The organism is Streptomyces sp. ATexAB-D23 (assembly GCF_000373645.1).
GTDB lineage: Bacteria > Actinomycetota > Actinomycetes > Streptomycetales > Streptomycetaceae > Streptomyces > Streptomyces castrisilvae.
In genome coordinates this window covers 58,258-72,282 of record NZ_KB892089.1, presented here as the reverse complement: position 1 = coordinate 72,282, position 14,025 = coordinate 58,258, and the positions used below count along the sequence as shown (strand labels likewise).

The 14,025-nt window shown below is 73.7% G+C and carries 13 protein-coding genes; 4 read left to right on the top strand and 9 right to left on the bottom strand.

Annotation, left to right across the window (positions count from 1 at the left end):
• Positions 1-341: 341 nt before the first annotated feature.
• Both B082_RS0134460 and B082_RS0134455 read left to right on the top strand, forming a co-directional pair.
• Entirely contained in the window at positions 342-1,130 is a 789-nt protein-coding gene (locus B082_RS0134460) for a MerR family transcriptional regulator (RefSeq protein ID WP_026250489.1), read from the top strand.
• Positions 1,131-1,166: 36 nt separating this feature from the next.
• Positions 1,167-2,381 (top strand): glycosyltransferase, encoded by a 1,215-nt coding sequence (locus tag B082_RS0134455; RefSeq protein WP_018556326.1) that lies wholly within the window; start codon positions 1,167-1,169, stop codon positions 2,379-2,381.
• A gap of 18 nt (positions 2,382-2,399) precedes the next feature.
• Here the strand turns inward: B082_RS0134455 and B082_RS0134450 are convergent, their stop codons facing one another.
• A complete protein-coding gene (locus B082_RS0134450) occupies positions 2,400-2,849 on the bottom strand; it encodes an Lrp/AsnC family transcriptional regulator (RefSeq protein ID WP_018556325.1) in 450 nt (149 codons plus the stop codon).
• Between the two features lie 93 nt (positions 2,850-2,942).
• On the opposite strand from B082_RS0134450, the gene B082_RS0134445 reads away from it, so the two are divergent.
• A complete protein-coding gene (locus B082_RS0134445; protein ID WP_026250488.1) occupies positions 2,943-3,761 on the top strand; it encodes an LLM class flavin-dependent oxidoreductase in 819 nt (272 codons plus the stop codon).
• Positions 3,758-4,192, top strand: coding sequence for a nucleoside deaminase (locus tag B082_RS0134440; RefSeq protein ID WP_018556323.1), 435 nt, complete (start codon positions 3,758-3,760; stop codon positions 4,190-4,192). The genes B082_RS0134445 and B082_RS0134440 overlap by 4 nt, the downstream gene beginning before the upstream one ends.
• Before the next feature lie 40 nt (positions 4,193-4,232).
• On the opposite strand, the gene fxlM is transcribed toward B082_RS0134440, so the two are convergent.
• The 8 genes from fxlM to B082_RS0134400 all read right to left on the bottom strand — a co-directional run bounded on the left by fxlM (position 4,233) and on the right by B082_RS0134400 (position 13,767).
• Positions 4,233-6,578, bottom strand: a complete 2,346-nt coding sequence (gene fxlM, locus B082_RS0134435; protein ID WP_018556322.1) for a methyltransferase, FxLD system — start codon at positions 6,576-6,578, stop codon at positions 4,233-4,235.
• 28 nt (positions 6,579-6,606) lie between these two features.
• On the bottom strand, positions 6,607-7,152 hold the full coding sequence (locus B082_RS0134430; protein WP_018556321.1) for an NUDIX domain-containing protein: 546 nt from the start codon (positions 7,150-7,152) through the stop codon (positions 6,607-6,609).
• Entirely contained in the window at positions 7,149-8,600 is a 1,452-nt protein-coding gene (locus B082_RS0134425) for an NUDIX hydrolase (RefSeq protein WP_018556320.1), read from the bottom strand. The genes B082_RS0134430 and B082_RS0134425 overlap by 4 nt, the downstream gene beginning before the upstream one ends.
• Positions 8,601-8,680: 80 nt before the next feature.
• A complete protein-coding gene (locus B082_RS0134420) occupies positions 8,681-10,636 on the bottom strand; it encodes an ABC transporter ATP-binding protein (protein WP_018556319.1) in 1,956 nt (651 codons plus the stop codon).
• A gap of 259 nt (positions 10,637-10,895) precedes the next feature.
• Entirely contained in the window at positions 10,896-11,273 is a 378-nt protein-coding gene (locus tag B082_RS0134415; RefSeq protein WP_026250485.1) for a VOC family protein, read from the bottom strand.
• A gap of 170 nt (positions 11,274-11,443) precedes the next feature.
• Positions 11,444-12,331, bottom strand: coding sequence for a PhzF family phenazine biosynthesis protein (locus tag B082_RS0134410; protein WP_026250484.1), 888 nt, complete (start codon positions 12,329-12,331; stop codon positions 11,444-11,446).
• A gap of 98 nt (positions 12,332-12,429) precedes the next feature.
• Positions 12,430-12,897, bottom strand: coding sequence for a lamin tail domain-containing protein (locus B082_RS0134405; RefSeq protein WP_018556316.1), 468 nt, complete (start codon positions 12,895-12,897; stop codon positions 12,430-12,432).
• Between the two features lie 87 nt (positions 12,898-12,984).
• Entirely contained in the window at positions 12,985-13,767 is a 783-nt protein-coding gene (locus tag B082_RS0134400) for an SDR family oxidoreductase (protein WP_037711529.1), read from the bottom strand.
• Positions 13,768-14,025: the final 258 nt, after the last annotated feature.

The window sequence follows — 14,025 nt, the reverse complement described above, 5'->3', positions numbered from 1 at the left end:
AAGGAGAACGAAGGCCAGGAGGGCCGTGACGAGTCTTCGCGCTTGTGTGCGCATGGTGAATCACCTGTGAGGCAGCAGTGAGTGAGCAGAGACTCGGTGATGTTGATCCATAAAGCGTCCGGAGTAACGCGTGGTACGAAAAGCGGCTGGATAGCGAGGGCGAGGCTGAAGCGACGAGAGGGAAAACGCCTGCTCATGGAGGCGGGCCCGGACGGGCAGGTGATCAAGTTGGCGTGGACGCGCCGATGCGGACGGACCGGCCCGTCCTCCGCCCGGTTGCCGTGGATTGACCCTCCCCTTACGTCGGGCTCAATGCTGGGTGGCGACGAAAGGGCAGGTGGATGAGTTATTCCGTGGGGCAGGTCTCGGCCTTCGCCGGGGTGACGGTGCGTACGTTGCATCACTACGACAAGGCGGGGCTGCTCTCCCCCAGCGGGCGCAGCCAGGCCGGTTACCGGCTCTACAGTGACGCCGATCTGGTCCGGCTCCAGCAGATCCTCTTCTACCGGGAGCTCGGCTTCCCGCTCGACGAGATCGGCGAGATCTTCAAGGACCCGCAGGCGAACGCCCTGGAGCATCTGCGGGCCCGGCAGGAGCAGTTGGCGGCGGAGATCGCCAGGCTGCAACGGCTGTCCGAGGTGGCGCGGCGCGCGATCGAGGTGCAGCGGACCGGGGTCGCCCTGTCCCCGCAGGAACGCTTCGAGGTGTTCGGTGAGATCACCTTCGACCTGAGCTACGCCACCGAGGCGGCGCTGAAGTGGGCGCACTCGCCCGGACAGCGCGAGGCGATGGCCCGCGCGGCCGCCCACACCAAGGAGGACTGGCGGCAGCTCATGGGCGAGGCCACCGCCTGGCGCGCGGAGTTGCTCGCGGCCTTCGACGAGGGGGAGGCGAGCGACGGTGAGCGGGCCATGGACCTCGCCGAGGAGCACCGCCTGCACGTCTCGCGCTGGTTCACCTCCTGCCCGCCCGGCATGCACCGGCGCATCGCGGACGACTTCGCCGCCGACCCCCGTGCCTTCGCCCTGGTCGTCCCTGTGCCCCAGCAGCGCCCCGGCCTGGCCGCCTACCTGTGCAAGGCCGTCCACGCCAACGCGGCCCGCCGGGCCGCCGGCCCTGCCGGTGCATGAGGACCGATGAGGACCAGGGAGGACCAGGGAGGACCGATGAGGATACTGATCACCGCCGCCAGATCGCGCGGGGACATCGCGCCCTACACGGGCCTGGGCTCCGCACTGCGCGCGGCCGGCCACGACGTCGCCCTCGCCACCACGGACGCCTTCGCACCCCTCGTCCGCGCGGCCGGGCTGGAGTTCCGCGCGCTCCCCGCCGACCCGCGGAAACGGGGCGCGGGCACCGGGCAGCGGGAACTCGTGCGGACCGCCGCCGCGTTCATCACCGACCTCGGCCAGGGGTTCGCCGACGCGATGGACGACCGCACGGAACTGCTGCTGCTGTCGACCTCGACCGCCCCGCTCGGCCTGCACCTCGCCGAGGCCACCGGCATCCCGAGCATCGGGGTGTACCTCCAGCCCACCGTACCGACCGGCGACTTCCCGCCCGTCGTCACCGGCGCCCGCTCCCTGGGCCGCCCCGCCAACCGCCTGTCCGGCCGCTTCGCCCTGCGGATGACCGACCGCCTCTACGCGCCCGCGGTGGCCCGGCTGCGCGACCGCCTCGGGCTGCCCCCGGCCTCGCCCTCCGAGACGCGCAGGCGTCAGGAGCGCTCGAACTGGCCCATCGCGCACGGCTTCAGCACCGCCCTGGTGCCCCGGCCCGCCGACTGGCGTCCCGGCCTGCGCGTGGTGGGCAACTGGTGGCCCCACCACCCGGCGGCGGCACGGCTCCCCGCGGACCTGGAGGACTTCCTGCGCGCCGGACCCCCGCCCGTCCTCATCGGCTTCGGGAGCATGGCGGCCGGCGACGGGGACCGGCTGAGCGGGATCGCCGTGCGGGCCCTGCGCCGCGCCCGGCTGCGCGGCATCCTCCAGTCCGGCAGCGCCGGGCTCTCCGCCGAAGGCGACGACGTGCTCACCATCGGGGACGTACCGCACGCCCTGCTCCTCCCGCGGCTGGCCGCGGTGGTCCACCACGCCGGGGCCGGTACGTCGGCCGCCGCCCTGCGCGCCGGGGTTCCCTCGGTCACGGTCCCGGTGGCGGCCGACCAGCCGTTCTGGGCTCGCCGCCTCGCCGCCGTCGGAGCCGCCGACGAGCCGGTGCCCTTCCGCACCCTCACCGCCGAACGGCTCGCCGACGCACTCGGCCGCGTCGTGCGCGAGCCGGCCTACGCGGAAGCCGCCGCGAAGGGCGCACGCCACATGGCGGCGGAGGACGGGGCGGGGCGGACCGTCGAACTCGTTCAGCGGCTGACCGGCGGATGAGGGGGACTGGTCCCCGGGTCAGGAGGGCCGCGCGGGTCCCCGGTACGGCAGCGTCTGGCTGTAGACGACGCTGGTGGTCGTGGAGCCGAAGCCGGCCAGCTCGTCCATGAGGGTCTCCAGATGCTCCATCGAGGTCGCGGCCACCTTGAGGGTGTAGCAGTCGTCGCCGGTGGTACGCAGACACTCCAGGATCTCCCGCCTCTCGGCGAGCAGCCTGCGCAACGGCTGGTGGCGGTTGCCGGGGTACTTCAGCCGGACGACCGCGAGCACCGGGTAGCCGACCCGGGTCAGGTCGACGACGGCGCGGTAGCCGGTGATGACGCCCATCGCCTCCAGGTTCCGCACCCGTTCCGTGGTGGCCGACGAGCCGAGACCGACGCGCCGCCCCAGCTCGCTGAGGGAGATCCGCCCGTCCTGTTGCAGTTCGTCGACGATCGCCCAGTCGATGTCGTCAAGGTTCCCGGTCATATGGAAATTCTACCGGGAATTCGATGGCGAAGTCCCTCTTGTGCCGGGCGAATCGTCTTCCTCGGGCCCTGATCACCGGCATATCCTCCACCCATGCGACTTGGCGTCAACGTAACGAACTTCGGGCCCGGCACCGATCCCGGTGTGCTCCGCGAGTGGGCGCGGACCGTGGAAGGACTCGGATTCGATCTGCTCATGGTCTCGGACCACGTGGTCGTCACCCCCGATGTGGCCGCGCGCTATCCGGAGCCGTTCTACGAGCCCTTCACCACGCTGTCCTGGCTGGCCGGGATCACCACCAGGGTGCGGCTGGGCACGACCGTGCTCGTACTGCCCTACCGGCACCCGCTGCTGGTGGCCCGGATGGCCGCCAACCTTCAGCAGCTCAGCGGCGGCCGGTTCGTGCTCGGGGTGGGGATCGGCTGGGCGCGCCAGGAGTTCGACGCGCTCGGCGTGCCTTTCACCGCACGCGGCAGGCTGACCGACGAGCACCTCGGCGCCCTTCGCGAGGCATGGCGCGAGGAGGGGGACGGGCCCGCCGGCCCGATTCCCGTCTGGGTCGGCGGCAACAGCGAGGCCGGAATCCGGCGCGCCCTCTCGTACGGCGACGCCTGGCATCCGCTGCGGGGCACGCTCCCCTGGATGCGCTCGGTCCTCGCGAACCACACACTGCCGGCGTTCGCGCCCCGTATCGCCCTGCGGCTGACCGACTCCCCGGTCGACGACCCCGAGCGGCTCGCCGGCACCGGCACCCTCGAACAGATCCTGGACGATCTCGGCGAGTTGCACCGCCTCGGCGCCGACACCGTCGTACTCGACCCGTACCACGGGGACCCGCAGGACACCCTTCGGCCCCAAGAGGGCTGGCGGGCCCTGACGGCCGTGGCCACACACTGGAGGACACCATCGTGATCACCACCGCCGACGAGGCACTCCTGCGACGGGCCGTCGCCCTCGCCGCCCGCGCCGTCGAACTGGGCGACGCGCCGTACGGCTCCCTGCTCGCCGGCCCGGACGGCGCGGTCATCGCCGAGGCCCACAACACGGTGCGCCGCGACAACGACATCAGCGCCCACCCCGAGCTGAAGCTCGCTCGCTGGGCGGCCCGGGAGCTGGACCCCGACGCGGCCGCGCGCACCACCATGTACACCAGCTGCCAGCCCTGCGGCATGTGCGCCGGCGGGCTCGCCCGGTCCGGGCTCGGCCGGGTCGTCTACGCGCTCTCCACCGAGCAGCTCATCGAACTCAACCCGGAGTCGGGCGCCTGGCCGGTACCGGAACAGGACGGTCCGGCACTGTTCGACGAGGCGCGCGCGCCCATCGCGGACTACTACCGGCGCTGAGGCAGCCCTCCCTCCACGGCCCGCCCGCCGAATCCGCCCCTCATGCCCGCTCCGCCGTTGCGGCGGGCGGTGCCGCCGGGCCCGGCACCCGGGCGGTACGGCCGGGCCACCGGAGGACCAGCCGGGCGGACGGCACGTCGAACACGTCGCCCGGCGGCAGTTCGTCGTCACGGGTGTCCGCCGGGTGCACGGTCATCGGCGGGTAGCCGCGGTCGCGTACGTGGCGGTCCCAGGCCCTGACGCATCCGGCCAGCCGCTCGGCCAGACCGGGGGCGGCCGGGCCGTAGGCGTGGACACGGAACTCGCTGAGGCAGTCCGCCGGGTCCGGGGCGTCGTGGATTGCGACGTGGGTCAGATACGCGAGTGAGCCGCCCGACACGATCGCGGCCGCGTCCTGCTGGGCGATCAGCGCCGGATCCTTCGCGCCGCTCAGGCGGCAGAAGCCGCGCTGGGTGGTCGCCGCGTAGAGCTGCAACGTCTCGAACGAGTACCGGCCGGGGACGACGACCCCCGTGGCCAGCTCGTGGCGCCGGCCGCGCAGGGCCTCGTCCAGCGCGGGCACGTCACCCGCGACGCCGCCCTCCCAGCGCGCCGTGACCGCCCCGCCGGCCAGCACGGCGGCCGGGACCGCGCGGGCGGCGCCCCCTCGGTCGCGTACGAAACCGCAGTACGTCCAGTGCTCCGCCACCAGCACGTCGCCGCGCCTGACCAGAGCGACCGAGCGGGTGTAGCCGGCCACGTCGAGCGGGACGACCAGCCGGCCGCCCTCCGCAAGCTGCTCCCGCCAGGCCGGGGCGATGTCCGAGGCGGTGTGCGTGATGATCACACCACCGAACCCGCCCGCCGGTACGTGAGCGGGCGCGCCCAGGGCGCCGTCGCCGGGGACGGCGGTGACCCGGCCGCTGCCGGCCTCCGCGCACAGCCGCCGGGTGCGCCGCACGACGTACGGGTCGATGTCGACCGTCACCACCCGGCCGCGCGGTCCGACGAGATGGGCGAGCAGCTCCGCGTTGTATCCGCCCGAACCGACCTCCAGCACGGCTCCGCCCGGCTCCGGGCGGAGCCGTTCGGCCATGTCTGCCTGAAGCCAGGGGGCCGATACCGAGCTGACCGCGGTCCCGGTGGCCTCGCGGACCGTGACCACGGCGAGATCGTCGTCGTAGGCCGTCTCCAGGGGCGCCTCGGGGACGAAGCGGTGGCGGGGGACCTCGCGCAGGGCGGCCCGGACGGCGGGGGAGGGGGCCCAGCCCTTCCGGATCACCGCGTCCGCCATCCGCCCGCGCAGGCGTCCGGCCTCGGCGGGCTCACCGGGCACGGGCGGGACCCCGGACTCGCAGGGGTAGGAGTGGACGGGCGGCAGACCGGGCAGCACGCCGGGCCACACCGCGTTCAGCGCCTGGGCGGACGGCATGAAGATCCGGCCCAGGGACGCCAGGGTGTGCGGAGGGTGCCACTCCCAGCGGGAGAACCTGTGCGGTTCCGGCAGCCCGAGCTCACCCGCCCAGCCGGTGACGCGGACGACGGGCGTGACGCGGCGTACGTCGAGCCGGTCGTCGTGCAGGACGGTGACGACGTGCGCGGCGTCCTCGCGGGCCGTCAGCCCGGTCTCCTCCGCCAACTCCCGTACGGCGGCGGCCTGGGCCGACTCGCCCGTCTCCACGCGGCCGCCCGGCAGCTCCCACATGGACCGGGTGGAGCGGCCCAGCAGAACCCGGCCGGCGCCGTCGGTGACCACGGCGGCGGCGCCCAGAACGGCCTGCGGTGCCGGGCGGAGCTTCTCCACGGCGGTGAACGAGCCTTTGGGGCCGCGCAGCACGAGCACCGCCAGGCCCTCCGCGTCGAACCTCCCGGTCTCCTCGAAACCCTCCGCGATCAGGCCCAACTCGTCTTCCTCCAGGGCGATGTGACGCCGCGCCTCGGGGGTGTGGGCCACGACCGGAGTGATCACGACGAGCGCGCCGCCCGTGCGCAGCCGCGCGCCCAGAGCGTGCAGCAGGCGGGACCGGTCGCGGATGAAGGCGACGCACGACCGCATGGTGATCAGGTCGTATCCGGGGCCGCTCCCTTCCGGCGGGTGCGGCAGCTCTTCGTGCTCGACGTCCAGGCAGAGGAAGCGCACCTCGGGCAGCACCCCGGAGTGCTCCGCGCGGGCCCGGGTGATCGCCTCCGGCGCGAAGTCGACCGCGTCGACGGCGTAGCCCAGGCCGGCCAGCGCGGCGGCGAGTTCACCCGTACCGCAGCCGATGTCCAGCGCCCGGCCGGGCCGCCCGTCCAGGGGCGCCGGTGCGTGCTCGGCCAGCAGCGCCCGTTCCCGTACGCCCAGGGGGCGAAACCCCCGGCCCTGCGCGTAGTGCTTGCGCCAGATCTCCGTCCGGTCCCGCTTCAACGTGCCTCTCCTCTCGTCGCCGTACCGGTCACGCGTCCCCCCACCCCCACGCGTCGAAGTACGCGGCCGTGCCCGTCAGCCGCGCTGTCATCACCGCTTCCAGGCGGGCGAAGTCCTGCGGGGGCATCAGTGGGTGCCACTGGGCCAGGGACAGGGCCCGGACCGCGTCGTGCTCGTCCGGGTCCAGGACGATGGCGCGGATCTGCTCGTCCGTGAGCCGGCCGCCGTCGAAGACGCAGCCCGATGTGCTGAACGGCCAGTCGATGCCGGGCGGGCCGAAGACCGAGGCCAGCAGGCGGGGCGGGCCCGGCACCACGATGCCCGTCTCCTCCAGGCACTCCCGCCGCGCCGTCTCCCAGGGACGTTCGCCGTGGTCCATCGTGCCGCCGGGGAACTGCCACGGGTGCGTCCGGGAGTACGTCGCCCGCAACTGCACCGGGCGGTGGCGCTCGTCGGTGAAGAACACACAGGCGAAGCCGGTCGACTTGGGCACCGAGCGGGCGTACTCCTCCGGCGGGAGCATCACCCGCCCGGACGGTGCGGGGACGCCGTGGGCCGTGCCGGTCCCGGTCATGCCGCCTCCCAGCCCATCTCGGTGAACAGGCGCCCGGCGCGGACGCCCTCGATCGCGGCCCGGGTGTAGGGGACGATCGGGTCGGGAAGGGCGTCCACGGGCCACCAGTCCCAGGACACGCACCGGTCGGGTTCATACACGGCGGGCTCGCCCCGGGCCTCCGCACGGAGGAAGAGCTGAATCCTCGGCGGCCCGCCCGCGGCGTCCACCACGTGCACCACATGGACCAGTTCGGCACCGGCCGGGTCGACGACGAGGCCCGCCTCCTCCCACGCCTCGCGCGCCAGACAGGCGGCGGCGCTCTCCCGCTCGCAGTGCCCGGCCAGGGCGTGGTGGACGTTCCCCGCGTACGCGCTGTCCGGGTGCCTCAGGCCCAGCAGGACCTTTCCCTCGCGCTCCAGGTAGAGGTGCACGCCGACGACGCGCGGAACCGCGCCGCTCCCCGACACCGGCTTCGGGGGGCCGGCCTGCCGCGCGTGCCGCTGGATCAGGGCGAGGGTCGAGGGCGCCATCCGCAGCCGGGGCATCGTCTCCGGGTCGAACCAGGCCAGCATGACGCCCTCCGTCAGGGGGAGGGCGGCGGCGTCGCCGTTCCAGCGGCCGGCGAAGACCTGGATGAGGTGGCTGGTGCCGTCCAGGCTCACGGCCTCCTCCACCGCGAACGGCGCCAGGCCGGGAAGTACGAGGCCGGTCTCCTCGCGCAGTTCGCGGCGGGCCGTCGCCTCCAGAGAGGCGTCCTGCCGCTCCCGCCCGCCGCCGGTGACCGACCAGGCGCCCGGCTCCCAGATCAGGCCCGGGTAGTGGTCGCGCAGATGCAGCAGGTACTCGCCCCGGTCGTTGCGGATGAGGACGGAGGCGCTCAGCGGCTCCGGAGCCGCGCCCAGGGGTGCGGCGAGGAGCTTGGCGCGCAGGGCCGGGCACGTGGTCCCGGCGAGCGGCAGCCAGGTCACCGCCGAGACCTCGTCCGCCCGGACCGTGGTCTCCACGGTCTCCGGGACGAGGTGGAGGACGAACCGGAAGTCGTAGTGCCGGTGCGCGGGTTCGCCCTTGGCCGGGTTCGCCTCGATCTCGTGCACGTCGATGTCGGCCGGCTCGGCGCGGAAGGCGGCGGTGTGGCTGAGCCGCGCGGCCGGGATGCCGGTCTCCTCCTCCACCTCCCGCAGCGCGGCCCCGAGCAGGGTCGCGTCGCCCGGTTCGACATGGCCGCCGGGGGTGAGCAGCAGGCCGCCCGAAGCGTTGTGCCGCACGTGCAGGACCCGCCCCGCGCGGTCGATGACGGCGGCGCTGCACGTGATGTGCCCCGGCAGCGTCGTCCGCGCGGTCGGATCGTCCGCCGCGTCCAGCGCGGACAACAGCGGGGCGAGAGCGTCTCGTTCGTCCGGGTGGCGGGCCAGGTACGCGGTCACCACGGCGTGGATGCGGGAGCGGGTGAGGGGTGGCTGTGACACGGGGGCCTCTCTCGTTGTCGCGGGCGGAGGGTGCGGGGCGGCGGGTGCGGGCTGGAGGGTGTGGGGCGGCGGCCGGCCGGTCAGGGGGTGCCCGGGTCCTGGCCCGTGCGCTGCTGGAGTTCCCACAGCGTTCTGAACAGGCCCGGCTCCCGGGTCAGTTGCTCGTACGTCCCCTCCTGCACGATCCGGCCCCGGTCCAGGACCACGATCCGGTCGGCGACGCTGACGTTGGTGAGGCGGTGGGTGATCAGCAGGACGGCCCGGTCCTTGGCCAGGTCCCGCAGGCCGGTGAAGACGCGGTACTCGGCGCGGGCGTCCAGGGCCGCCGTCGGCTCGTCCATCACCAGCAGGGAGGCCTGCCGGTGGAAGGCCCGGGTCAGGACCGTGCGCTGCCACTGCCCGCCGGACAGTTGCTGGCCGCCGAACCACTCCGCCGTCAGCAGGGTGTCGAGGCCGGAGCGCAGCGCGGGCAGCATGTCGATCGCCCCGGACGCCTCGCAGGCGGCGAGCACGGCCGCGTCGCCGGTGTCGCCCTGGCCGAACGTGATGTTGTCGCGCATCGTCAGCGGCAGGTACGTGTACTTCTGCGGGACCAGCGCCACATGGCGCCACGCCTCCCACGGGTCGAGCTCGGCGGTCGTGGTGTGACCCCAGGCCACCGCGCCCTTTGACGGCAGCAGCAGCCCGCACAGCAGGCGGGACAGAGTGGTCTTGCCCGAGCCGTTCTCCCCGACCAGGGCCACGATCTCGCCGCGCTTCACATGGAGGGAGACCCCGGCGAGGCTGTCGGCGGGCGCGCCGTCGTAGCGGTAGGTGAGGTCGCGGGCCTCGAACCGCTCCGGCGCGGCCGGCAGGGTCCTGGTGCCCCGGGAGTCCGCCATCGCCTGGCCGTGGGCGTTGTCGAGGAACCGCTGCCAGTCCTGGACGTACCAGCCGGTGCGCACCAGCCGCGCCCCGCCGTTGATGATGCCGCGCACGGACGTGGTGGCGGTCTGGAGCGCGAAGACGGCGCCCCCGCCCGCCGCGAGGTCCATGCGGCCGGTGGCCAGAAGGTACAGCAGGGCCGCCCATACGGTGGCCGACGCGACCCCGCCCACGGCGGCGCCGGCCAGCCCCATCCACGCGCCCGTGTCGGCGGCCCTGCGCTCGGCGGCGTTCACGGACGCGGCGAGGCGGCGGTACCGCCCGATGAGGAACGGGCCGGCCAGGCAGGCCCGCATCTCCTCGCTGGACTCCGTGTAGGCCATGTGCCAGCGCAGCTTGGACAGCATCCGCCGGCGCCCGGACGTCTCCAGGTTCGCCAGGTACAGGACGCGGGCCGCCCGCACGTACGCGGCGGCCTGCGGCAGGCACGCCACCAGGAGCAGCGGCAGGAGTGCCGGGTGCAGGACCGCGAGCACGGTCGCCCCGGCGGCGAGCGTGGCGGTGGCGGCCAGCACGTCCTGGGACTCGGCCACCAGGTCGGGGGTGACCTGGGCGCCCCGGTCCGCGATGTCGTAGAAGTCGTTGTAGCCGGGCATGTTGTTCGCCGCGAGCTCGGCGCCGAGCGCGGCCTCGATCATCGTCAGCTCCGCCGCACGGGCCAGGACCGGGCGCAGCCTGCCCGTCAGCCACGTCACCACGATGCCCAGCAGGGCGCGCAGTCCGGCGGCCGCCGCGATGACCGCCAGCTGCGGGGCGGCCTCCCACAGCCGGTCCGCGATGTCGCCGGAGGAGATCAGCGCGTTGATGGTGCTCGTGACCGCGAGCAGTCCCAGCGCGGCCAGTACCCCGGTGCCCACCTGGCAGGCCAGCAGGCCCGCCGTCGCCGCCCGGTCCACCCGCCAGGCCATCCTGAGCGACCGGAGCACCAGCGCGGGCAGCCGCCGCGCCATCGTGCCGCTCGTCAGCTGCGCACCGGCCTGGAGCCGGGACTCGTCCCGGTACAGGAACTCCTCCTCCCGCGCCGGGCCTCCGCTTCCGCTGTCCGGTGGTGCTTCCTTCTCCGTGCTCGCTGGTTCCGCACTCAGCTGTTCGGGCGTGCTGGCCGAGGTCAAGGTGGCCCCCTCCGTGGTCGGTCGCCGCTGGGTCACACGGCTTAACGACCACGCCCGGAACTCGAACACCTGTGTTTCGGTCGGCCTGCGATCCCCTCCGCGCCGGGCCGCACGGGCGTGCGGGATACATCCACCCGTGCCCCGCACGGGGTCCGGTACGGGGCCGGGTTGGCCGAAACGCCGAGAGCAGCGCACACGGACACCCGAGCCTCCGGCTCGCGCGCCGGTGCGCGCGGGCGGGGGAACGGGCGCCCGGTGCTCAGCGGTGCGTCAGCACGTTGATCACGCGCCCGTTCGGATCGCGTACGAAGAAGCGGCGCACGCCCCACTCCTCGTCGTGCGGGCCGTACACGATCTCCGCGCCGGCACCGGTCAGCGCGGCGTGCACCGCGTCCACGTCCTCGACCTCCACGCTGAGGTCCGGGGTGACCGGCCCCGTCCGGTCGGCGGTCATGACGCTGATCTGGGCCGTGGGCCGGGCCGGCGACGCCAGGGTCATGATCCAGCCCTGGTTCATGACCTCCTCGAAGCCCAGCAGGCCGTAGAACGCGGCGTTGTCCCGCATAGCCGCCGCGCCGGCCTCCGTGCCGTCGCCCGCACCGACCGGGATGTTGGGAACCACGCGTCGAATCGACATGGGGCACTCCTGTCACAGGGATGACGGCCGGTCACTCCCACCACACTAAGGCCTGCCCCCGGCCGGGCCCCGGATCAGGACCGGGCCCCGGATCAGGACCGGGGCCGGGATCGGGATCGGGATCGGGGCCGGGATCGGGATCGGGATCGGGATCGGGATCAGGTTCAGGATCAGGCCGGCTCCGGCAGGCGGGTGCCCGTGCCGCTCACCCGCACCCGTGCGTCGCCCGCCCGCAGCGTCACCGTGAGTGTGCCGGGGCGGCCCATGTCCTCGCCCTGGTGCAGGGTCAGTTCGGCGGTCTCCGGGACGAGGGACAGCGCGCGCAGGTACGCGCCGAAGGCGGCCGCCGCCGCGCCCGTCGCCGGGTCCTCCACCACACCGCCGACCGGGAAGGGGTCGCGGACGTGGAACACCGTGGGGGAGGCGCGCCACACCAGTTGGAGCGTGGTCAGGTCCAGCCGGCGCATGAACGCTTCCAGGCGCGCGAAGTCGTAGTCCAGCGCGGCCAGCCGCTCCCGTGTCCCGGCGGCCAGCACGAGGTGGCGCGCGCCCGCGTAGGCGATCCGGGGCGGCAGGGCCGGGTCGAGGCCGGCGGCCGGCCAGTCCAGGGCCGACAGCGCCTCGGCCAGGTCGGCCGCACCGATGTCCTCGGTGTGCGGTGCCACGCTGGTCAGTGTGGCGGTCAGCGCGCCGCCCGCACGGACCACGGTGACCGGCACCCTCCCCGCGCGGGTGGTGAACTCCAGCTCCCCCGGACCGTCCCGCTCGGCGAGGGCCAGAGCGGTCGCGACGGTGGCGTGGCCGCAGAACGGCACCTCGGCCTTCGGGCTGAAGTAGCGGATCGCATACCCCCGCGCACCGGGCTCCGCCGTCTCGGCCCGCCCGGTCAGGAACGCCGACTCGCTGTAGCCGAGCCCCGCCGCCACACCGAGCATGGCCGCGTCGTCCAGGCCGGCGGCGTCGAGCACGACCCCGGCCGGATTGCCGCCCTCCGGATCGGCGGAGAACGCGGTGTAGCGCAGCACTTCGGGGGGCCCGGCGGCGGAAGGATCGCTCATGCGCCGCACAACCACGGACCCGGCGGCGGCATTCCCGGGCCCGTGGTGGTGCGGCATTCCCGGGCCCGCCCGCCGGCGGTGCGGACCCGGGGCGGCCCTCAGTGGCAGTTCTTGACGCCGTTGCCGGACTTCGTCCAGGAGCAGGAGTCCAGCAGCGCGCCGCTCGGCTTGATCAGCCGCGCCTTGTCGTCGGTGTTGTTCCAGACGTACGAGCCGCGGTTCCAGTACAGGTGGCCGGGGGTGGCCGTGCCCCTGCCGGTGTGTACCTTGACGGTCTTGCCGGGGCTGATGTTGTAGCTGCCGAAGGTGTACGTGTAGCCGGTGTTGTCCTTGAGCTTGTAGCCCTTGAGCTGGAACTTCGACTTGGTGTTGTTGTGTATCTCGACCCACTCCGCCTTCAGCGAGGCGTTGGACCGGGTGTCCTTGCCGGGGCTGTCGTACTGGATCTTGCCGAGGTGCACCCCGCCCTGGTGCTTCGCGGCCGAGGCCGGGGCCGCTAGGAGCAGTGAACCGGCGAGTGCGGTCGTGGCGACCAGCGCGAGGGGCGCCGCGGTGCGTATGCGCATGCTGTGTTCCTTGTGTGGTGTTCCGGTGAAGAAGCGTGAGCATAAAGGGCGTACGCACCCGCCGGCGGGGTTATCGCACAATCCGCCTCAACCACGCCCCACATACGGCATGGCCGTCGCCATGACCGTGGCGAACTGGACGTTGGCCTCCAGCGGCAGGTCCGCCATGTGGAGGACCGTGCGGGCCACGTCGTCGGCGGCCATCACCGGCTCCACCGCCAGTTCGCCGTTGGCCTGGAGGGTGCCGGTCCGCATCTGTTCGGTCATGTCGGTCGCCGCGTTGCCGATGTCGATCTGGCCGCAGGCGATCCGGTGCGGTCGCCCGTCCAGCGACAGCGACTTCGTCAGACCGGTGATCGCGTGCTTGGTCGCGGTGTACGCCACCGAGTGCGGGCGGGGCGTGTGCGCCGAGATGGAGCCGTTGTTGATGATCCGGCCGCCCTGCGGGTCCTGCTCCTTCATCTGCCGGTACGCCGCCTGGGCGCACAGGAACGCGCCCGTCAGGTTCACATCGACGACGCCGCGCCAGTCCTCGTACGCCAGGTCCTCCACCGGCACCGAACCCGGCCCGAAGGTGCCCGCGTTGTTGAAGAGCAGGTCGAGGCGGCCGAAGCACTCCCGCACGGAGGAGAACAGCGCGTCCACGTCATCCGGGCGGGTCACGTCGGCGGGGACGGTGATCACCCGGGCCTGCTCGCCGGCCAGCGCGGCGGTCCCGGCGAGCGGGTCCGGGCGCCGGCCCGCCAGCGCGACCGCCCAGCCGGCACCGGCCAGGGCGAGCGCCACCGCACGGCCGATCCCGGAGCCGGCGCCCGTGACCAGAGCCGTCCTCGTCGGGGCGGTCGGCGCGTTCAACAGTCTGTTGTCCATGCGGCCGCAGCGTACGCGCAGCGGCCGCGCGCCCTCGCGCGCCGCCGCCGGTTCCCGTCCCCCCAGGGGTGATTCCGGGGTCCGGTCCGGCGATTCACGGCCCCTCGCGGGCCCGCTCGATGATCATGGCTTTGGCCGCGTACGCGGAGTTTGCCCCCGGGGGCACCATCCTGCCGCACTCCTCATCCAGGCGACGCCCGCGCGACGCGAGCACGACAGCCGCAGGATGCGCCGGCCCGGTGGACTTCCCTCACATCA

Coding starts and splice junctions, on each gene's coding strand:
- B082_RS0134460 (WP_026250489.1), top strand. CDS start 342: ATGAGTTATTCCGTGGGGCAGGTCTCGGCCTTCGCCGGGGTGACGGTG.
- B082_RS0134455 (WP_018556326.1), top strand. CDS start 1,167: ATGAGGATACTGATCACCGCCGCCAGATCGCGCGGGGACATCGCGCCC.
- B082_RS0134450 (WP_018556325.1), bottom strand. CDS start 2,849: ATGACCGGGAACCTTGACGACATCGACTGGGCGATCGTCGACGAACTG.
- B082_RS0134445 (WP_026250488.1), top strand. CDS start 2,943: ATGCGACTTGGCGTCAACGTAACGAACTTCGGGCCCGGCACCGATCCC.
- B082_RS0134430 (WP_018556321.1), bottom strand. CDS start 7,152: ATGACCGGGACCGGCACGGCCCACGGCGTCCCCGCACCGTCCGGGCGG.
- B082_RS0134415 (WP_026250485.1), bottom strand. CDS start 11,273: ATGTCGATTCGACGCGTGGTTCCCAACATCCCGGTCGGTGCGGGCGAC.
- B082_RS0134410 (WP_026250484.1), bottom strand. CDS start 12,331: ATGAGCGATCCTTCCGCCGCCGGGCCCCCCGAAGTGCTGCGCTACACC.
- B082_RS0134405 (WP_018556316.1), bottom strand. CDS start 12,897: ATGCGCATACGCACCGCGGCGCCCCTCGCGCTGGTCGCCACGACCGCA.
- B082_RS0134400 (WP_037711529.1), bottom strand. CDS start 13,767: ATGGACAACAGACTGTTGAACGCGCCGACCGCCCCGACGAGGACGGCT.